This window comes from Aeromonas sp. FDAARGOS 1402 (assembly GCF_019046925.1).
Lineage (GTDB): Bacteria > Pseudomonadota > Gammaproteobacteria > Enterobacterales > Aeromonadaceae > Aeromonas > Aeromonas caviae.
In genome coordinates, this window is sequence record NZ_CP077201.1 from 38652 (window position 1) to 58435 (window position 19784).

20 protein-coding genes and 2 tRNA genes are annotated in these 19784 nt (G+C 61.2%); 13 read left to right on the plus strand and 9 right to left on the minus strand.

From position 1 onward, the window contains the following. Positions 1-30: 30 nt before the first annotated feature. Positions 31-420, minus strand: coding sequence for an META domain-containing protein (locus I6L32_RS00165; RefSeq protein ID WP_039039356.1), 390 nt, complete (start codon positions 418-420; stop codon positions 31-33). A gap of 166 nt (positions 421-586) precedes the next feature. Here I6L32_RS00165 and I6L32_RS00170 point away from each other — a divergent pair, with 166 nt between their 5' ends. Continuing rightward, a complete protein-coding gene (locus tag I6L32_RS00170) occupies positions 587-1063 on the plus strand; it encodes a hypothetical protein (RefSeq protein WP_048208079.1) in 477 nt (158 codons plus the stop codon). 3 nt (positions 1064-1066) lie between these two features. Here the strand turns inward: I6L32_RS00170 and I6L32_RS00175 are convergent, their stop codons facing one another. Both I6L32_RS00175 and I6L32_RS00180 read right to left on the minus strand, forming a co-directional pair. Next, positions 1067-1546: a putative 4-hydroxy-4-methyl-2-oxoglutarate aldolase gene (locus I6L32_RS00175; RefSeq protein ID WP_104455996.1), complete on the minus strand. Its 480-nt coding sequence runs from the start codon at positions 1544-1546 to the stop codon at positions 1067-1069. Positions 1547-1652: 106 nt separating this feature from the next. Beyond that, the gene (locus I6L32_RS00180) at positions 1653-2051 is read right to left on the minus strand and encodes a DUF3293 domain-containing protein (protein ID WP_216944493.1); all 399 of its coding nucleotides are present in this window, start codon (positions 2049-2051) and stop codon (positions 1653-1655) included. Between the two features lie 385 nt (positions 2052-2436). Here I6L32_RS00180 and arcA point away from each other — a divergent pair, with 385 nt between their 5' ends. Beyond that, on the plus strand, positions 2437-3156 hold the full coding sequence (gene arcA, locus I6L32_RS00185; protein ID WP_010673581.1) for a two-component system response regulator ArcA: 720 nt from the start codon (positions 2437-2439) through the stop codon (positions 3154-3156). 137 nt (positions 3157-3293) lie between these two features. On the opposite strand, the gene I6L32_RS00190 is transcribed toward arcA, so the two are convergent. Next, a tRNA-Gly gene (locus I6L32_RS00190) sits at positions 3294-3368 on the minus strand. 94 nt (positions 3369-3462) lie between these two features. Beyond that, a tRNA-Gly gene (locus tag I6L32_RS00195) sits at positions 3463-3536 on the minus strand. Positions 3537-3737: 201 nt separating this feature from the next. Here I6L32_RS00195 and cydD point away from each other — a divergent pair. The 4 genes from cydD (at position 3738) to I6L32_RS00215 (ending at position 8125) form a co-directional block, all read left to right on the plus strand. Beyond that, positions 3738-5513, plus strand: a complete 1776-nt coding sequence (gene cydD / locus I6L32_RS00200) for a cysteine/glutathione ABC transporter permease/ATP-binding protein CydD (RefSeq protein WP_216944494.1) — start codon at positions 3738-3740, stop codon at positions 5511-5513. Then, the gene (gene cydC, locus I6L32_RS00205; RefSeq protein WP_216944495.1) at positions 5506-7251 is read left to right on the plus strand and encodes a cysteine/glutathione ABC transporter ATP-binding protein/permease CydC; all 1746 of its coding nucleotides are present in this window, start codon (positions 5506-5508) and stop codon (positions 7249-7251) included. Before cydD ends, cydC begins: the two co-directional genes overlap by 8 nt. A 107-nt stretch (positions 7252-7358) precedes the next feature. After that, positions 7359-7730 (plus strand): Rcs stress response system protein RcsF, encoded by a 372-nt coding sequence (gene rcsF, locus I6L32_RS00210; protein ID WP_010673578.1) that lies wholly within the window; start codon positions 7359-7361, stop codon positions 7728-7730. Between the two features lie 8 nt (positions 7731-7738). Further along, on the plus strand, positions 7739-8125 hold the full coding sequence (locus I6L32_RS00215; RefSeq protein ID WP_104454513.1) for a DUF488 domain-containing protein: 387 nt from the start codon (positions 7739-7741) through the stop codon (positions 8123-8125). A gap of 71 nt (positions 8126-8196) precedes the next feature. On the opposite strand, the gene I6L32_RS00220 is transcribed toward I6L32_RS00215, so the two are convergent. After that, positions 8197-9192: an NAD-dependent epimerase/dehydratase family protein gene (locus tag I6L32_RS00220; protein ID WP_213320692.1), complete on the minus strand. Its 996-nt coding sequence runs from the start codon at positions 9190-9192 to the stop codon at positions 8197-8199. A gap of 316 nt (positions 9193-9508) precedes the next feature. Here I6L32_RS00220 and tsaA point away from each other — a divergent pair, with 316 nt between their 5' ends. Then, positions 9509-10213: a tRNA (N6-threonylcarbamoyladenosine(37)-N6)-methyltransferase TrmO gene (gene tsaA / locus I6L32_RS00225; protein WP_041214760.1), complete on the plus strand. Its 705-nt coding sequence runs from the start codon at positions 9509-9511 to the stop codon at positions 10211-10213. Positions 10214-10366: 153 nt separating this feature from the next. Next, complete coding sequence (locus tag I6L32_RS00230) at positions 10367-11569, plus strand: ISL3-like element ISAeme19 family transposase (RefSeq protein WP_084865641.1); 1203 nt, start codon at positions 10367-10369, stop codon at positions 11567-11569. Between the two features lie 27 nt (positions 11570-11596). On the opposite strand, the gene I6L32_RS00235 is transcribed toward I6L32_RS00230, so the two are convergent. The 3 genes from I6L32_RS00235 to I6L32_RS00245 are packed head-to-tail and all read right to left on the minus strand — an operon-like array spanning position 11597 to position 14780. Beyond that, entirely contained in the window at positions 11597-12718 is a 1122-nt protein-coding gene (locus I6L32_RS00235) for a beta-ketoacyl-ACP synthase III (RefSeq protein WP_216944496.1), read from the minus strand. A 55-nt stretch (positions 12719-12773) separates the two neighbouring features. Then, positions 12774-13937 (minus strand): VWA domain-containing protein, encoded by a 1164-nt coding sequence (locus I6L32_RS00240; protein WP_213320694.1) that lies wholly within the window; start codon positions 13935-13937, stop codon positions 12774-12776. Then, complete coding sequence (locus I6L32_RS00245) at positions 13938-14780, minus strand: MoxR family ATPase (RefSeq protein WP_201901391.1); 843 nt, start codon at positions 14778-14780, stop codon at positions 13938-13940. A gap of 163 nt (positions 14781-14943) precedes the next feature. Between I6L32_RS00245 and cysK the strand changes: the two genes are divergently transcribed. From cysK to I6L32_RS00270, 5 genes are all read left to right on the plus strand, one after another. Next, positions 14944-15912, plus strand: a complete 969-nt coding sequence (gene cysK / locus I6L32_RS00250) for a cysteine synthase A (RefSeq protein WP_041213300.1) — start codon at positions 14944-14946, stop codon at positions 15910-15912. Positions 15913-16355: 443 nt separating this feature from the next. Then, the gene (locus I6L32_RS00255; protein WP_005303128.1) at positions 16356-16613 is read left to right on the plus strand and encodes an HPr family phosphocarrier protein; all 258 of its coding nucleotides are present in this window, start codon (positions 16356-16358) and stop codon (positions 16611-16613) included. 44 nt (positions 16614-16657) lie between these two features. After that, complete coding sequence (ptsI, locus tag I6L32_RS00260) at positions 16658-18385, plus strand: phosphoenolpyruvate-protein phosphotransferase PtsI (protein WP_041213301.1); 1728 nt, start codon at positions 16658-16660, stop codon at positions 18383-18385. Between the two features lie 43 nt (positions 18386-18428). Further along, positions 18429-18938, plus strand: coding sequence for a PTS glucose transporter subunit IIA (gene crr, locus I6L32_RS00265; RefSeq protein ID WP_010673569.1), 510 nt, complete (start codon positions 18429-18431; stop codon positions 18936-18938). 255 nt (positions 18939-19193) lie between these two features. Beyond that, positions 19194-19739, plus strand: coding sequence for a cytochrome b (locus I6L32_RS00270; protein WP_010673568.1), 546 nt, complete (start codon positions 19194-19196; stop codon positions 19737-19739). The last annotated feature ends 45 nt before the right edge of the window (positions 19740-19784 follow it).

Here is a 19784-nt window from a genome sequence, read left to right on the forward strand (position 1 = left end):
GCCTGCGACAGCCTTTGACGAGATCCCGGCTTATTTCACGGCGTCAAAGGTCAGCAAGGTGGCCTTGTCGGCATCCTTGAGCACCAGCTGTTTGCCGCTGATCTGGAAGCTCGCCACCTTCTCCAGGGTCTGCAGGTAGTTCATCTCCTTGCCGGCCAGATCCCCCGCACACATCATGCGCGTCGAACCCATGGCGCCCAGCGTCAACACGCCGTCACCCTGCTCTGTGATGCCGCCAAAGTAGCGGTTGCAGCCGCCCTTGCCCGCCACCTTGTCACCGGCGACCTGCAGGGTGAAGGTATCACCGCTCGCCCCTTGCAGTTGCCAGGTCGATGCCTGCAATTGTGCCAGCGTGGAACCCGTAGTCATGGCGCAGCCTCCCAGGGCCAGAGCGGCCAGCAGGATCAGTTTGTTGTTCATCAGTTCACCTCGTGATGGAACGTGTCGTAACGACACGGAGTGAGGGGCCTGTGTACCATGACTGCGGCGTCAATCAAAACTCTTTTATTGTGATCGGGGTTCCCTTTACTCCCCGCTGGCATGTGCCATGCTTGTAGTCCTGTTCGGACCCAGGGAGGGGAAACGAATGGTCAAGTCTCTCGTCATCGCCATGGCATCCAGCCTCGTCTTTTCGGCTCAGGCCGCCGACTGGAGTTTTCTCCAGACCGAATCGGACAACCCGCTCTACGTCAAAAGCTATTCCGGCGTACTGCTCGGCAACCAGAGCCATCTTGGCGACAACTTCGACCTCTGGCTCATCAATACCGGCTACCAATACCCGCTTCAGGATGACATCAGCCTCTACATGGAGGCCGGCCCCGCCATCGGCCCCCAGAGCGGGCAGGCCGGGTTCAATATCAGCTCTGGGGTGCGCTATCGCCTCTCCCCGTCACTCAACATCGGCAGCCAGCTCAAGCAACTGGAGGTGAGCAAGGCCAGCACCCTGGTTGAGCTCAACAGCAGCCTGCTGCTGACCCCCTCCCTGGCCATCACCGCCAATTACGGACTCAGTGCCTTCAGCACGGAACACTTTCTCACTCTGGGCGTGGGCTTCAATTTCTGAGGTTCAGAGGAGCCTGGCGCCGCTCACCAGCACACCGTTGAGGTCGGCGTAGACATAGTCGCCGGGCGCTATGGTCACACCGGCAAAAGAGACCACGGTGTCCAGCGTGCCCAGGCCCCGTTTCTCTGTCTTGACCGGGCAGGGGGCCAGGGCCTTGACCCCCAGCGCCAGGGTCGCCAACGTCCCCACATCCCGCACGGCACCATTGATGAGGATCCCCTCCCACCCCTGCTCCACCGCCTTGATGGCCAGCTGATCCCCGAGCAGCGCCCGACGCAGGGAGCCGCCCCCGTCGATCACCATCACCTTGCCATGGCCGGGACGGTTGACCAGCTCACGCACCAGGCTGTTGTCTTCAAAGCAGGAGAGGGTCACGGCCTCGCCGTAAAACAGCGCCTTGCCGCCATAGTCCTGAAACAGGGGGTCAGCGACCCTAAGAGCATCGCCATGTTCATCGCAAAGGTCGGGCAGCAGGTCCAGCATGATCATCATCCTTCCATGGAGTGAAATGTGTCCGCTCATTCTTTCATCATGTCGGGGCGCTGACAATCCACCGGCCGGGTGCCCTGTCCGGATGGCGGGGGGCATGTCAGCCCAAAGGCCTGAACCGCCAGCGGGACGCAAGCGCCCCCAGATGACAGGGCGTCCCTTCCAGCAACACGGGCACCAGCCAGAGCTCTCCTTCACGCACCCAATAGAGGGCATTCTGGCCAAATCGGGCGGCCAGCCGGATCGCCTCTGGCTGCGAAAGCGGCAACAACAACGACGCCTCCTGCCAGCGCTCATCCTCATCGCTCCCCCAGACCTCTCCCATGACGGGACACTCGCCCACTTGCCGGACAAGGGCTCGCTGGCGACGGGCATTGCGGCGCAACCCCACCCACCGGCTGGCCGGGTTCCAGGCCGTGACAATGGCATAGGCTGGACAGTTGGGGGGCGCAAAGGGGGCGATGAAGCACACTTTTCTGTAGTTTTCCCACAAAGTCATGTCAACCACATGTTACATCCCATTACATTTATTAAGGGCGAAAAAGCGGGTCAGCCCAAGTATGATGCAGCGAACTCGGGGATTGACTTATATCAAAGCTGAGTTAAAAAGTTGCTATCTGACGGCAAAGAGTGTTGTTATGCGCCTGTTAACTGATAAAATGCAGCAACTTTTGTAATGGACTACCTCTCCGGGCTTCTCTTGTTCAGACTTGTTGAGAGCCCATGTACGGCACAGGGATGCTTGCCGACATAGTTACCAAATTCGCGATGATTCGACCTGATATTCATACCCAGGATGACGTAATAAATTTTCAGGACCGGTCGGATAACGCCAAAGAGTGTTAAAATTTCGATAATTAACTGATAAGAATCTGGGAATACTCATGCAAACACCACATATTCTGATCGTCGAAGACGAGCTGGTCACCCGCAACACCCTCAAGAGCATCTTTGAAGCCGAAGGCTACATCGTGCTGGAAGCCAACAACGGTGACGAGATGCACCAGGCCCTGACCAGCCACACCATCAACCTGGTGATCATGGACATCAACCTGCCGGGCAAGAACGGCCTGCTGCTGGCGCGCGAGCTGCGTGAAGACGACAACATCGCCCTGATGTTCCTGACTGGTCGCGACAACGAAGTGGACAAGATCCTGGGGCTGGAGATCGGCGCAGATGACTACATTACCAAGCCGTTCAATCCCCGTGAACTGACCATCCGTGCCCGCAACCTGCTGAGTCGTACCATGAACGTGGCCGCCGGTGGCGAAGAGAAGAAGCTGGTAGAACGTTATCTGTTCAATGGCTGGGCCCTGGACATCAACAGCCGCGCCCTGGTCAGCCCGGCTGGCGACATGTTCAAGCTGCCCCGCTCCGAGTTCCGCGCCATGCTGCATTTCTGCGAGAACCCCGGCCAGATCCAGACCCGTGCCGAGCTGCTCAAGAAGATGACGGGCCGCGAACTCAAGCCCCACGACCGCACAGTGGACGTGACCATCCGCCGTATTCGCAAGCACTTCGAGAGCGTGGGTGACACCCCGGAGATCATCGCCACCATCCATGGCGAAGGCTATCGCTTCTGCGGCGAGCTGGAGCAGGAGTAATCCTCCCCACTCCCGAGTTGAAAAGGCGCCCTGTGGCGCCTTTTCCATGTCTGCAAGGCCCCCCCAAAGCAACTTGCCCCCTCAAAAAGAGCACAACAAAAAGCCCACTCGCAGGAGTGGGCTTTTTGTGTGAAGACTGGAGCGGGCAGCGGGAATCGAACCCGCATCATCAGCTTGGAAGGCTGAGGTAATAGCCATTATACGATGCCCGCTAGGCATCAAAACGTGCTCGGTGTGATGGGGAATCCCCACGACGGACAGCCATCTGGCTGATATGGACAACGGCGCGTGCCGCTATCTGGAATGTGGAGCGGGTGATGGGAATCGAACCCACGTATGCAGCTTGGGAAGCTACCGTTCTACCATTGAACTACACCCGCGTCAGTGGCCTCTACTATATGCATTTTGCCGCCGAGCGCAATCACCGACCTCGCATTTTTTGCCATAAATCAAGCTGTTCGGCCAACTAATGAGCATGAAGCCGATTTTTCACACAATGATATTCCTCCGCCCGGCTCTGCAAGGTTGCCAAGCCGTGGGGGCGACGATAGTCTTGCGCCACTCGTTTGAGGAGGGTGGTAATGGACAAGAACAGACAGAAACATCTCTATGGCTGGTTGCGCAAACAATCGGGCCATGGTCGGCGCTGGATCGGCATCTCCATCGCCTTCGGGCTGGGTCAGGGCGTCCTGATGGTGATGCAGGCCTGGTTGCTGGCGACCCTGCTGCACGGTTTCATCATCGAAGGCTCCACGCCGGAGCACTCCGCCCCCCTCTTCATCAGTCTGTTGCTGGTGACCCTGACCAAGGCGGCCCTGGCCTATGGCCGCGAGGTGGCGAGTTTCAAGGCGGGCAGTGCGGTGCGCCAGGCCATCCGCGAGCTGGTGCTCACCCGCCTCGCCAGGCTCGGCCCTGCCTATATCCAGCGTCGCCCCGCCGGTAGCTGGGCCAGCCTGCTGCTCGAGCAGATCGAAGAGATGCAGGACTTCTTCTCCCGTTATCTGCCCCAGATGGCCATCGCCGTCTTTATTCCCCTGGTGATCCTGGTCTCCGTGTTCCCGGTCAACTGGGCGGCGGGCCTCATTCTGCTCGGCACGGCCCCCCTCATTCCCCTCTTCATGATCCTGGTGGGAGTGGGCGCCGCCGATGCCAACCGCCGAAACTTCCAGTCGCTGGCGCGCCTCTCCGGACACTTCCTCGATCGCCTCAAGGGGCTGCGCACCCTGCAGCTTTTCATGCGTACCCGGGCGGAAGGGGAGGCCATCCGCGATACATCGGAAGATTTTCGTGAGCGCACCATGGAGGTGCTGCGCCTCGCCTTTCTGAGCACGGCCGTGCTGGAGTTCTTCGCCGCCATCGCGGTGGCCCTGGTGGCCGTCTACTTCGGTTTTTCCTACATCGATCACCTCAACTTTGGCAGCTATGGCGTCAAGGTCACCCTCTTTACCGGCCTGTTCGTGCTCTTCCTCGCCCCCGAGTTCTACGCGCCGCTGCGGGAACTCGGTGCCCACTATCACGCCAAGGCACAGGCCATTGGCGCCGCCGAACAACTGCTGGAATTTCTCGAGGCCGACGTGAGCGAACCCGCCTCCGGGACGCTCCCCTTCCATGCGGATGGCCCCGTCAAGGTAGAAGCCCGCAGCCTGGAAGTGCTGAGCGCCGAGGGCAAGGTGCTGGTCGGTCCCCTCGATTTCACGCTGGAAGCCGGCACGCGCACAGCCCTGGTCGGCATCAGCGGCGCGGGCAAGAGCTCCCTGGTCAACGCCCTGCTCGGTTTTGCCCCCTATCGCGGTTCCCTATGCGTCAACGGAGTGGAGCTTCGTACCCTGGACATCAGCCAGTGGCGCCAGCAGCTAGGCTGGCTCTCCCAGAATCCCCAACTCTTCCACAGCTCCCTGCGGGACAACCTGCTGCTGGCCAGACCATCCGCCAGCGACGCCGAGCTGGAATCCGCGCTCAAGCGCGCCCAGGCTTGGGAGTTCGTCAATGAGAAAGGGCTGGACTATCGGGTCGGGGATCAGGCGGGCGGCCTTTCCGTCGGCCAGGCCCAGCGCATCGCCCTTGCCCGTACCCTGCTCAAGACGACCCAGATGATGGTGCTGGATGAACCCACTGCCAGCCTGGATCGCCATTCTGAGCGGGCCGTCATGAGCGCCCTCGAACAGGCCGCACAAGGTCAGACCCTGCTGATGATCACCCACCGCCTCGATCAGCTCAGCCAGATGGACAACATCCTGGTGCTGGCGCACGGCAAGCTGGTGGAGCAGGGACGTTTTGCCGCACTCGGCGAGGCCCAGGGCCCCTTCGCCCGCCTCCTGTCGCAATCCCAAGGTTTCGGAGACTCTCTCGATGACTGATCTATTGCCGTTCCTGCGCCTTTATCGCCAGCACTGGCTCAGCCTCTCCATCGGCCTGCTGCTGGCCCTGGTCACCCTGGTGGCCGGCATGGGCCTGCTCTCCCTCTCCGGCTGGTTCCTCTCCGCCGCCGCCGTCGCCGGGCTGGCGGTCGCCACCCGAGACACCTTCAACTACATGACCCCTGCGGGGGGCGTGCGTTTCTTCTCCATCGTGCGCACCGCCAGTCGCTGGGGCGAGCGGGTCGTGAGCCACGACGCCACCTTCCGGGTGCTGACCCGGCTGCGGGTCTGGTTCTGGCAAAAGCTCTCCCCTCTCTCCCCCGGCTCCCTTGCCGGTTTTCGCCAGGCTGACCTGCTCAACCGTCTGGTGGCCGACATCGATGCCATGGATCACGTCTATCTGCGCCTCATCACCCCCATTGGGGCGGCGCTGCTGAGCTGCGCCGGACTGGTCTTCTTCCTCTCCTTCTTCGATGGTCGCCTGGCGCTGACGCTGGGAGCCATTCTGCTCTTTGGCATGCTGGCCTTGCCCCTGGTCTTCTATTTTGCCGGGCGCGCGCCGGGCCGCCAGCTCATCGCCGAGAAGTCCAACCTGCGTACCCGCATGGTGGACTATCTGGACGGCCAGGCCGAACTGCAGATGTTCGCCGCCGCTCCCGAGGCGCTCACCGGATTGCAGCAGGCGGAGCAGGCCCTGATCCGGGCCCAGGCCCGCATGGCCCGCGTCAGCGGTCTGGCCGCCTTCTCGGTGCAGTTGCTGAGCGGCTGGACTCTGACCCTGATGCTCTGGCTGGCCGGTCACGGCGTCGGTGGCAGTGCCCCTGACCCCATCACGGCACTCATGGTGTTCGCTACCCTGGCGAGCTTCGAGGCGCTGCTGCCGCTGTCCGGTGCCTTCCAGCACCTCTCCACCAGCCTCACCTCCGCCCGCCGTCTCAACGAGATCCTGCAAGAGGCCAAGGCGCCGGAGTGGGGCGCACAGCAAGCCCCCGCTGCCCGGGGTGCCGTGCAGATAAGCGACCTGCATTTCACCTATCCAGGCCAGGATGCACCCGTGCTGCAAGGGTGCACCCTGCAACTGCATGCCGGAGAGAAGCTGGCGCTGCTGGGGCAGACCGGCTGTGGCAAGTCCACCCTGATGGGGTTGCTGACCCGGGAGTGGACGGCCCTATCGGGGGAGATCCTGCTCGATGGCAAGCCCCTCACCGATTACAGCGAAGAGGCGCTGCGCGCCTCCTGCTCCGTGGTGAGCCAGCGGGTCCACCTGTTTGCCGATACCCTGCGTGGCAACCTCACCCTGGCCGCCCCCGGAGCCAGCGACGAACGGCTCATCGAGGTGCTCACCCAGGTGGGGCTCGGGACTCTGCTCCACGATGAGGGTGAGCAGGCAGAACAGGGGCTGGATGCCTGGCTCGGGGATGGCGGGCGTCCGCTCTCCGGCGGGGAGCGCCGCCGCATCGGCATCGCCCGCGCCCTGCTCCACGATGCACCGCTCTGGCTGCTGGACGAGCCCACCGAAGGGCTCGATACCCAGACCGAACGGGAGATCATGGATCTGCTGCTGACCCTGGGGGCGGATCGCACCCTGCTGCTCATCTCCCACCGCCTGCTGGGGCTGGAACGGATGGACAGGGTAGCCCTGATGGAAGAGGGTCGCATCCGTCTGTGTGCCCCCCACCAGGAGCTGCTGGAAGATGATCACTACCGCAGCCTGCACCGGCGACTGGCCCCCGCCTGATCCGGGGTCGTCTCGCTACAATCCATTGATATGGCTAAAAATGGGGCTGGTCGCCATCGGCGACTGCCCCCTATAATGGCCCACTCGCCACCCAACAAGATGCCGATATGAAACGCCTGATCCTGATGATGCCCCTGATTGCCTCCGGTTGCGCCGACTTCGCCTTCAACAGCAATCTGGACAAGGAAAACTTCGACGAGTACTTCAAGCCGGGGAGCGTGCGGATCTACGAGCAGAGCGAGCTCGCCGACCTCAACTACCTCTACCTCGGCACCGTCGAGGGGGAATCCTGCCAGAGCGATGCCAACCAGGCGGTGCCCAATGCCGGTGAAGCCCGCACCCTGGCCCGCCGCCGCGTGGCGGACATGGGGGGCAACGGCGTCAGCTTCGACAAGTGCGCCGAGTTCAGCGACGTGCCCGGCTGCCTGAAGCAGGTGATCTGCTACGGTCAGGCGCTGAAAGTGGCCGAAGAGAAGTAAGTCCTGCCATGGCGATCGCCATCGTGCGACTCGGCAGCCCCCGCCTCGAGGATGAGGGGCTTCGCATCGGCACCGTGCGTCGCCCCCCTCGCGGCGTGCCCAAAGCGGCGTTCGCCAGCCAGGATTGGTACGACGTCTGGTTCCCCAATCTGGCCCCCAGCGCCGAGACCATGAAACTCGGTCAGACTGCCGACACCCCGGCCCGGTGGACCGCCTTCTGCAAGCAGTACAAGGCCGAGATGGCCGCCCCGGCCGCGAGGCACGATCTGGCCCTGCTGGCTGCCCTCTCCCACACCACCCATTTCTCGGTGGGGTGCTACTGCGAACAGGAGTCCCGCTGCCATCGCAGTGTGCTGAGGACCCTGCTGGCCGACGCGGGGGCATTGCTGCGCTGAGCGCCCGTCATGGATGAACACCCCACATGAGAAGAGGGCACCCCGGGGTGCCCTCTTCTTTATGATGTCGGCTAGTACGCATTCGATGACAAGGAAACCTCCACTCGTCGTCGCAGGGCCTGTTCCTCGTCATGGGTCATGCCCGGCAGCGGCCCCCGGGGGTTGCTGGCAAGCCATACCACCAGATCGTCAACCGTCTCCTCCAGGGGGCGAAAGTTCAGCCCATGGACGATGGCGGCCTCGGCGCTGATGGTGCCATACCCAGCATACTCGGGCAGCTCGTTTGGCAGCAGCGTGGGATAGCTTTGCCAGGGCGCCACCCCTGCCGCCATCAGGTCACGCCAGGGAGCCCACTCGAGCTGCAAGGGGGTCGCTGGCGTCAGCCGGGCAGCGAGGCGCTCCACCCAGTCGTTCAGTGCGATGCCGGGCTTGATCAGGTTGAAACACCCAGCGAGTCGCTGCTCGGCAGCCCGCAGCACGAACTCGGCGCAGTCGCGTACATCCAGGTATTGCAGCCTGTCCTCCCCCTGCCCCGGCAAGAGCCAGTGCCCGCCCCGCTGCACCCGCCTCACCCACCAGGCAAGACGAGCGGTCGGGTCAAAGGGGCCGCAGAGCACGCCGGGGCGCAGGGTGCACAGGCGATCTCCCCAGCGGGCACGATACACCGACTCGCACAGCACCTTGAGGGGGCCGTAGTCGGTGGGCGCTCCTGCTATCTCGTGCAAGGGGGCCGACTCATCCATGCCGGGTTGGGAAAAATCGCGATAGACACTGATGGTGGAGATGAAGATGAGCCGATCACAGCGCCCCAGCAGGGCGTCAGAGAGTCCTTCGGCCTGTTCGGGGCGATAGCAGCAGGTGTCGATGACCAGATCCCAGTGCCGCCCTTCGCCCCGCAAGGGGGCCAGGTCCCCGTCTCTGTCCCCGTGAAGCTGGGTCAGCTCCCGCCAATCCGGGTGCTGGCGGTGGCCGCGATTGAACAGCGTCACCTCGTGCCCCCAATCCAGGGCCAGCGTGGTCAGGTGGCGACCCAGAAAGCCGGTGCCGCCGATAATCAACAATTTCATCCCTGTCTCTCCTCTATGGCGCCCTCTCCTTGCAGCCCCTCCACGGGCAGCCGAAACGGCCATGGCCTAGCATGGTGAGCACACGTCCCAGGCACGCCCTGATGCCGCCAGGCATATCGTCATGGTGCGGGCAGCAGGCTCCTTGCCCGCTCCCCCGCCACCCCTTTTGCCGCCCCACCCTACGCAAGTTGGCACCAGGACACAGCCCCCGGGCACCGGGTCTGGGATCGGGATCACAGGGGCTGCGTCCTGGTGCTCCCCCTGCGTTTTCGGCGTGCCTGTGCTACATTGCCCGGGTTTTCAGCCAGGATCCGCCATGAAGTTCGATATCGATACCCTAGGGATCATCCGCTCTCCCTACAAGGAGAAGTTCGCCATACCCCGCCAGCCCGGTCTGGTCAGCGCGGCTCGCGCCCGCCTCGAACTGCTTCCTCCCTATGATCAGCCCGATGTGCTGCGCGGCATCGAGCAATTCTCCCATCTCTGGATCAGCTTCGTGTTTCACCAGACCATGGATCAGGGCTGGCACCCGACGGTGCGACCGCCGCGCCTCGGCGGCAACGAGCGGGTCGGGGTCTTTGCCACCCGCTCCACCTTCCGCCCCAACCCCCTTGGCCTTTCCGTGGTCGAACTGCACGGGGTGGGACGTGAGCGCGGCAAGCTCTGGCTCGAGCTGGGCGCCGTGGACTTGCTCGACGGCACCCCCGTCGTCGACATCAAGCCCTATGTCCCCTATGCCGACAGCCTGCCCCACGCCCGTGGCGGTTTCGCCCCCGATGCCCCCACCCCGCCTCTGGCGGTGAGCTTCAGCGCCCAGGCCGAGCAGCAGCTCGCCCCCTGGCTCAAGGCCCACCCGGAGCTGCGCGAACTGGTGAGGGAGGTGCTGGCCCAGGATCCCCGCCCTGCTTACAAGAAGGGCAAGCCGGATGACAAGGTGTACGGTGTCAGATTGTTCGATGTGAACGTGCGATTTCAGATAAAAGAACCGCAATGTCAGGTACTTGCCATCGAACCCGCTTGAAAAAAGCCTCTCTGGCAGCATGAAAAAAAGCCACCCTCCCGGGTGGCTTTTTTATGGTTCTTCGCGGGATCTTGGGGAAGTGGAAGTTGACAGACAGGGTGCTGGTAAACTGGCTGTCTCCAAACACACCACCACCATCACCCTGCTGTCGCCGTGCATCATATTGATATTGCCTCCTTCTGGCCAGGTTATACCGTCATCGCCCAAGCGCTTTCTGCCAACCATCACACCCTGTTTACCCTTGAGCCTCGCGCCGACCTGTTGCCCCGTTGTCGCCGATGCCTGCAACCCACGCCATTGATCCACGACCAACGTATCCGCCGGGTGCGTGAGCGAGACCTATTTGACCGACAAGTCTGGTTACAACTGCCTGTTCGCCGCGTCGACTGTCTGCGCTGTGGTCGCGTCAGTGAACATATCGACTGGCTCCCCTCTGGCTCCCGCCTCACCCGGCGCATGCAGTGCTGGATTGAAGCGCTCGTTCAGTACCTCCCCATCCGCCATGTCAGCCAGCTCACCGGGGTCGGTTGGCACACCATCAAGGAGATCGACAAGCGCCGTTTGCAGACCAGTGTGGGCACCATCGAACTTGGGGAGGTGCGGCGGCTGGTGATGGATGAGTTTGCCCTGCACAAGGGACACCGCTATGCCACCGTGATCATGGATGCCGAGCGAACCCGCGTCCTGTGGGTGGGGCACGGCAACAGCCGGGCCGCTATCCGTCCCTTCTTCGAGCAGCTCGGCGAGCGATGCCAGCAGATTGAGGCGGTGGCGATGGACATGAACACGGCGTTCGACCTGGAGGTGAAGCAACACTGCCCGCAGGCGGAGGTGGTCTACGACCTGTTCCACGTGGTGGCTCGCTATGGCCGAGAGGTGGTGGACCGGGTGCGAGTGGAGCAGGCGAATGCACTGAAAAGCGATAAACCGGCGCGAAAAGTGGTCAAAAGTGCGCGTTGGTTGCTGCTACGTAATCGGGCGAAGCTGAGTGAAAAACAGGATGTGAAGTTGCAGGAGCTGTTGGCGGCGAATCAACCGCTGGCGATGGTGTACGTGCTGAAAGAGGCGTTGAAGGGCATCTGGTATGCGCCGAGCGTGTGGGAAGGATGGCGACGATGGCGGAGCTGGATGCGGCAGGTGAAGGAAAGCGGGCTAGCGCCGCTGCAACGATTTGGTCGAAATTTATCGAAATATATGCGGGGGATCCTGGCGAGTGCAAACTACCCGATGCACACGAGTGTGCTGGAAGGGGTGAACAACAAGATCAAAGTGATAAAGCGTATGGCATATGGATTTAGGGACTCAGAATACTTTTTTCTGAAAATCAAGGCGGCCTTCCCCGGAAAGCCGCGATGAACCTTTTTTATGGGCAAAACAGGGTGCTCAGCGCCGCTGCAGCAGCAGGCTGCCGATGGAGTAACCGGCCCCAAAGGAGCAGAGCACCCCGCGAGCCCCGCTCGGCAGATCCTGGTTGAAGAGGTGGAAGGCGATGATGGAACCCGCCGAGCTGGTGTTGCCGTAGCGGTCGAGGATGACAGGCGCCTCCTGCTGGCTGGCGTCATGGCCCAGCAACTTGCGACCGATGAACTGGTTCATGGTGAGGTTGGCCTGATGGAGCCAGAGCCGGCTCAAGCTATCGGCCGCCCATCCCTGCTCCGCCAGCTGGGAGGCTATCTGATCGCACACCAGGGGCAGCACCTCCTTGAACACCTTGCGCCCCTGCTGGCGGAACAGCTTGTCGTCGCCGTAGCGGGTGCGCGGGCTGAGCCGGTTCAGGAAGCCGAAGTTGTTGCGGATGTTGTTGGAGTACTGGGTCACCAGCTTGCTGGCCACCAGTTGCCAGGGGTTGGCCACCTGGCAATCGGCCTCCCGCTCCAGCAGCACGGCGGTACAGGCGTCTCCGAAGATGAAGTGACTGTCCCGATCGCGGAAGTTGAGGTGACCCGAGCAGATCTCCGGATTGACCACCAGCGCCAGCCGGGCGGTGCCTGCCGCCAGCATGTCTGCGGCGGTCTTGATCCCGAAGGTGGCGGAAGAGCAGGCCACGTTCATGTCGAATGCCAGGCCGCTGGCGCCGAGATAGTGCTGCAATTCGATGGCCAGCGCCGGGTAGGGGCGCGGCATGTTGGAGGCGGCGACGATGACAAGATCGATCTCCCCCGGTTCACGACCGGCGGCGATCAGCGCCTGCTCGGCGGCCGCCACCGCCATCTCCACCATGATGGAGGGCTGATCGTCCGGGCGCTCCGCCATGAGCGGTTGCATGATGTCGGGATCCCGCACCCCCTCGCTGCTCACCAGATAGCGGCTCTTGATGCCGGAGGCCTTCTCGATGAACTCGCAGCTCGAGTGCTGTTTGGCAGGCAGCTGCCCTGCATCGATGGCGGAGGCGTTCTCCTCGTTGTAGAGATCCACGTACTGGTTGAAGGCCGCCACCAGCGCTTCATTGCTGACGGCAAAGGGAGGGGTATAGAGGCCTGAGCCACTGATTACGATAGAGGTCATCTTTGCTCCTGGCCGGGTGCAATCCCGGCTTGTCTGTTTTTTAGGGTTCAGAGGGTCACAGCTGGTCGATGGCCGCAGCCAGACCCGCCAGGGTCAGCGGGTGCATCCGCCCGCCGATCAATTCGTTCATCAACTTGATGGAGGGGTGCCACAGCCACTCCTGCCTTGGCAGCGGATTGACCCACACCATCTTGGGGAAATGTTGTTGCAGGCGCCCGAGCCACACCTGGCCGGGCTCCTCGTTCCAGTACTCTACGCTGCCACCTGGCCAGGTGATTTCATAGGGGCCCATCTTCGCATCCCCCACCACTATCACCCTGTAGTCGCTGCCGTAGGTACGCAGCAGCCGCAGGGTATCGAGCCGATCATCAAGGCGCCTGGCATTGTCCTGCCAGACGAAGTCGTAGAGGCAGTTGTGAAAATAGAAGAACACCAGGTGCTTGAACTCGTGGCGCAGGGCCGAAAAGAGGCGCTGCACCTCGGCCACGTGGGCATCCATGGAGCCCCCTACGTCGAAGAAGACCAGCAGTTTGACCCCGTTGTGGCGCTCGGGCCGCAGCTTCACATCGAGCCAGCCTTGCCTGGCCGAGCTTTGGATGGTGTCGTCGAGATCCAGCTCGTCGGGATTGCCCCGGCGCACCCAGCGTCTGAGCTTGCGCAGGGCGAGCTGGATGGCGCGCTGCCCCAGGGGCGAGTCGTCACTGAAGTTGCGAAAGTGGCGCGCCTCCCACACCTTGGTCGCCCGCCCGTGCTGGCCCTCTTCCCCCATGCGGATCCCTTCCGGGTGATAACCACCGTGACCGAACGGGCTGCTGCCCCCGGTGCCGACCCACTTGTTGCCGCCCGCGTGGCGCGCTTTCTGCTCGCTTAGCCGCTGGTTGAGGGTCTCCAGCAGCTGGTCAAGCCCGCCGAGGGATTGGAGCAACGCCTTCTCCTCCGGGCTTAACAGTCGCTCGAACTCCTGGCGCAGCCAGTCGTCAGGCAGGCTCTCCGGCAACAGGGGGATGGCGGCCAATCCCTCGTAATACTCGGCGAAGGCGCGATCGAAGCGATCGTAGTGCGCCTCATCCTTCACCAGCAGGCAGCGGGATAGCTGGTAGAACTCGTCCATGTCGAGGCTGGCCAGTCTGGCTGCCAGCGCCCCGTGCAGGTCGAGCAACTCCCGCAGGCTGCAAGGAAGCTTGTGGCGGCGCAGGTAAAGGAAGAAGTCGATGAGCATTCAGCCGCCGCGGCGCGCCAGGAAGGCGAGCTTCTCGAAGAGGTGCAAGTCCTGCTCCGTCTTGAGCAGGGCACCATAGAGAGCGGGCACCAGCTTGCCGGGCTCACGGGTGCGCAGGGCCTCGGGGGCGATATCGTCGGCCAACAGCAGCCGGATCCAGTCCAGCAGCTCGGAGGTGGACGGCTTCTTGCGCAGCCCCTCTACCGCACGCAGCTCAAAGAAGAGCGTCATCGCCTCATCGAGCAGCTGCTCCTTGAGGTCGGGATAATGGAGCTTGACGATGGCCTGCATCTCGGCCTTGTCGGGGAAGCGGATGTAGTGGAAGAAACAGCGACGAAGGAAGGCGTCCGGCAGCTCTTTTTCGTTGTTGGAGGTGATGATGACCACGGGTCGCTGGCGCGCTTTCACGCGCTCGCCGGTCTCGTAAACATCGAACTCCATCCGATCCAGCTCCAGCAGCAGATCGTTGGGAAACTCGATGTCCGCCTTGTCGATTTCATCGATGAGCAGCACTGGCCGCTGCTCTGCGCTGAAGGCCTGCCACAGCTTGCCCCGGCGGATGTAGTGGCCTATCTCCCCGACCCTGGGGTCACCGAGCTGGGAGTCTCGCAACCGGGCGACGGCATCGTATTCGTAAAGCCCCTGCTGGGCCTTGGTGGTGGACTTGATGTGCCAGCTGATGAGCTCGGCGCCCAGGGATTCGGCCACCGCCTCCGCCAGCACCGTCTTGCCCGTACCGGGTTCACCCTTGATGAGCAGCGGCTTCTCCAGCACGATGGCGGCATCGACGGCCATCTTCAGTGCCTGTGATGCGAGATAGCGATCGCTTCCTGCAAATCCCATGAGATCCCTTCCATTGGATGCCCAGGCAGCGGGAGCCCCCTCGGCAAGAGAGAATAAGTTCTATATGTTGTAATAACATATTGTTATAACGATTCGTCACTTCTCATTCAGAAACCACAGGGTAATCTTGTTTCATCGCCTTAACAAACACAGGGATAGCACCATGAGCAAAATTTTTGAGGACAACAGCCAGACCATAGGCAACACCCCGCTTGTTCGTCTCAACCGTGTTACCAAGGGCCGCGTGCTGGCCAAGATCGAGAGCCGCAACCCGAGCTTCAGCGTCAAGTGCCGGATCGGTGCCAACCTCATCTGGGATGCCGAGAAACGCGGCGTGCTGACCAAGGGCAAGGAGATCATTGAGCCCACCAGCGGCAACACGGGCATTGCCCTGGCATTCGTGGCTGCGGCCCGCGGCTATCCCATCACCCTGACCATGCCGGCCACCATGAGCCTGGAGCGCCGCAAACTGCTCAAGGCCCTGGGTGCCAACCTGGTGCTGACCGAAGGCCCCCTCGGCATGAAGGGCGCCATCGCCAAGGCCAACGAGATCCTCGAATCCGAACCGGGCAAGTACGTGCTGCTGCAACAGTTTGAAAACCCGGCCAACCCGGAAATCCACGAGCAGACCACTGGCCCCGAGATCTGGGACGCCACCGATGGCGAGGTGGATGTGTTCGTGGCGGGCGTCGGTACCGGCGGCACCATCACCGGGGTCTCCCGCTACATCAAGAAGACCAAAGGCAAGGCCATCGTCTCCGTGGCGGTCGAGCCCAGCGAATCCCCCGTCATCAGCCAGAAACTGGCGGGTGAAGAGATAAAGCCCGGTCCCCACAAGATCCAGGGCATCGGCGCCGGCTTCATCCCGGGCAACCTGGATTTGAGCCTGCTGGACCGCGTCGAGCAGGTGAGCAGTGACGAAGCCATCGAGATGGCCCGCCGCCTGATGGAAGAGGAAGGGATCCTGGCCGGTATCAGCTCCGGCGCTGCCGTGGTCGCTGCCAACCGTCTGGCCGAGCTGCCGGAGTTCGAAGGGAAAACGATTGTCGTCATCCTGCCGAGCGCCGCCGAGCGTTACCTCTCCAGCGCCCTCTTCGCCGGTGTGTTCAGCGAGCAAGAATTGCAGCAGTAGTTGATCAGCCAACACCAAAACGACGGCGCTCCTCGGAGCGCCGTTTTCATTATGCGCTAAACTCTCTAGCCACCAGTGCCACTCGGCCCCTTATTTTTTGGGGTAAAATAACAAAATTGGATATGACAAAAAAAGCAGACATTCTGTGATAAATCTCATATCCTGTGCGGCGTCACGAGGTGTTTGCTGGCAAGGTATCACAAGGTAACAAAGTGTTATTTTTCGTTATAAAATAATTTCAGGCCAGGCCTGACGCGGCTTGCAGCCTGATAGCGAAAAAATACCTGGCCACGACACCGAATACTGCACAGAAAATTGACCTGGATTAAACCATTGCAGGTCTGATTTCGTTACTTTACAACATATCCATACTGACACGGTGAGACAGGAAGCCTCATTGGCGACCATCTCTCCAAACAATATCAATAATATGGGGTGAAACCATGTACGAGAAGTCTGTTGTTATTACTGCTGAAAACGGCCTGCACACCCGTCCTGCAGCTCAGTTCGTGAAAGAAGCCAAAGAATTCCAAAGCGAGATCACTGTGGTCTCCGGTGGCAAATCCGCCAGCGCCAAGAGCCTGTTCAAGCTCCAGACCCTGGGTCTGACCAAAGGCACCAACGTGACCATCCAGGCTGACGGCCCGGACGCTCAGAAAGCCGTTGAGAAGCTGGTTGCCCTGATGGACGAGCTGGAGTAATCCAGCTTTATTCCTCCCCCACAGTCGTTTTAATAGGAAGGATTATGATATCTGGCATTCTTGCGTCCCCCGGTATCGCATTCGGCAAGGCGCTTCTTCTGAAAGAAGATGAAATCGTTATCAATCAGGGCAAGATTCCCGCCGAACAGATTGATGCCGAGATCAACCGCTTCCTCGAAGCCCGCACCAAATCAGCCGCACAGCTGGAAGCCATCAAAGAGATGGCCGGTCGCACCTTCGGTGAAGAAAAAGAGGCCATCTTCGAAGGCCACATCATGCTGCTCGAAGATGAAGAGCTGGAAGGGGATATCAGATCCTTCATCAAAGAACACAAGGCCTCTGCCGACAGAGCCGTTCACGAGGTGATCGAACAGTACGCCAAGATGATGGCCGATCTGGATGACCCCTATCTGCGTGAGCGCGCCACCGACTTCCGTGACATCGGCACCCGTCTGGTCAAGAACGTACTGGGCATCGCCGTTGTCAACCTGAGCACCATCGACGAAGAGGTCATCCTGGTCGCCAAAGACCTGACCCCGTCTGAAACCGCTCAGATCAACCTGAAATACGTGCTGGGCTTCGTCACCGACATCGGTGGCCGTACCTCCCACACCTCCATCATGGCCCGCTCCCTGGAGCTGCCGGCCGTCGTGGGCACCAACGACATCACCGAGCGCGTCAAGAACGGTGACATGCTGGTGCTGGATGCGATCAACAACCAGGTCATCATCAACCCGACTGCCGACCAGTTGAACGAAGCCAAGAAGTTCCAGGCCCAGTTCCAGGCAGAGAAGGACGAGCTGGCCAAGCTCAAAGACCTGCCTGCCATCACCCTGGATGGCCACCAGGTCGAAGTGTGCGCCAACATCGGGACCGTCAAGGATACCGAAGGTGCCATCCGCAACGGCGCCGAAGGCGTGGGTCTGTACCGTACCGAGTTCCTGTTCATGGACCGTGACGCGCTGCCGACCGAAGACGAGCAGTTCAAGGCTTACAAGGAAGTGGCCGAAGCCATGCCGGATCAACCGATCATTGTCCGTACCATGGACATCGGCGGCGACAAAGAACTGCCCTACATGAATTTCCCGAAAGAGATGAACCCCTTCCTGGGCTGGCGTGCCGTGCGTATCTTCTTCGATCGCACCGACATCATGCACGCCCAGCTGCGGGCCATCCTGCGTGCGTCTGCCTTCGGCAAACTGCGCATCATGTTCCCGATGATCATCTCCGTCGAAGAGTTCCGCAGCCTGAAGGCTACCGTGGAGACGCTGAAAGCCGAACTGCGTGCCGAAGGCAAAGCCTTTGATGAATCCATCGAAGTGGGTATCATGATCGAGACCCCGGCCGCGGCCGTGATGGCTCATCATCTGGCCAAGGAAGTGGATTTCTTCAGTATCGGTACCAACGACCTGACCCAGTACACCCTGGCTGTCGACCGTGGTAACGAGATGATTTCCGCCATGTACAACCCGCTGTCACCCTCCGTCCTGACCCTGATCAAGATGGTGATCGACGCTTCCCATGACAATGGCAAGTGGACCGGTATGTGCGGTGAACTGGCTGGTGACGAACGCGCCACCCTGCTGCTGCTGGGTATGGGTCTGGATGAGTTCTCCATGAGCGCCATCTCTGTACCGCGTATCAAGAAGCTTATCCGCAACACCAACTTCGAAGATGTGAAGGCCATGGCCGACCAGGCGCTGAGCTTTGCCACCGCCGCCGAAATCGAAGCGTGCGTAGATAACTTTATTAAGCAGAAGGCAGTCTGCTAAGATCGGCTGCAAACAGCGACAATCATCTCTAGGAGCTTTTACTATGGGTCTGTTCGACAAACTGAAGAAACTGGTTTCCGACGACAGTTCTGACACTGGCGGCATCGAAATCTTTGCTCCGCTGTCCGGCGAAATCGTCCCCATCGAAGATGTGCCTGACGTCGTCTTCGCCGAGAAGATCGTCGGCGACGGCATCGCCATCAAACCGGCCGGCAACAAGATGGTTGCTCCGTGCGACGGCACCATCGGCAAAATCTTCGAGACCAACCACGCGTTCTCTCTGGAGTCCGACTCTGGTATCGAGCTGTTCGTTCACTTCGGTATCGACACCGTCGAGCTGAAGGGTGAAGGTTTCACCCGTATCGCTCAGGAAGGTCAACAGGTCAAGCGCGGTGACACCATCATCGAGTTCGATCTGGCCGTTCTGGAAGCCAAAGCCAAGTCTACCCTGACACCTGTGGTCATCTCCAACATGGACGAGATCAAAGAGCTGGTGAAGATGACTGGCGCCGTGACCGTGGGCGAAACCCCGGTGATCCGCATCAAGAAATAATGCGCCCTGGCCTGACGCCAGCGACCGCCAAAAACCGAAGCCTGGTGCTTCGGTTTTTTTTTTGCCCCTTCCATCTCCCGATACTCCATGGGCTCCCGCACAGGTCAGCATGACGGCAAACAGGCAGAAATGTTATCGAGATCAACACGGGCATAAGCAAGCCGAGTACCCTCAAGAGGGATACCTGCGGGTCCTTTGGCTCGATATGAGACGGGATGAAAAGAGATAAACCGCTTAAGTGGCGAGGAGACAACGATGCTGAGAAATACCGAACAACGTTATGGCAGCCTGAGCATAGGGCTGCACTGGTTGACCCTGCTGCTGATGATCGCCGTCTATGCGCTGATGGAGTTCAGGGACATCTTCCCCAAAGGGTCGGCCGGCCGCGACCTGATGAAGGAGTTTCACTTCATGGTGGGTCTGCTGATCCTGGCGCTGGTGGTCGTGCGCCTGCTGGTGCGCGTGGGTAGCCCTTCACCGCGTATCGTGCCCGAGCTCTCCCCCCTGATGCTCACGCTGGCCAAGCTCGCCCACCTGGCGCTCTATGGCTTCTTGCTCCTCACTCCGCTGCTGGGCTGGCTGCTGCTGAGTGCGGGCGGCAAGCCCATCCCCTTCTTCGGCCTGGCGCTCCCCGCCCTCATCGCGCCCGACGACGGCCTGAAGGGCACCATCAAGGAGTTGCACGAGACGCTGGCCAACATTGGCTATGCCCTGATTGCCCTGCACGCGGCGGCAGCCATCTACCACCACCATGTGCTCAAAGACAACACCCTGACCAATATGCTGCCCGAGCGCAAATAACCAGCAACGAGTTGCACACCAACAAAAAGGCCCCTGTGACAGAGG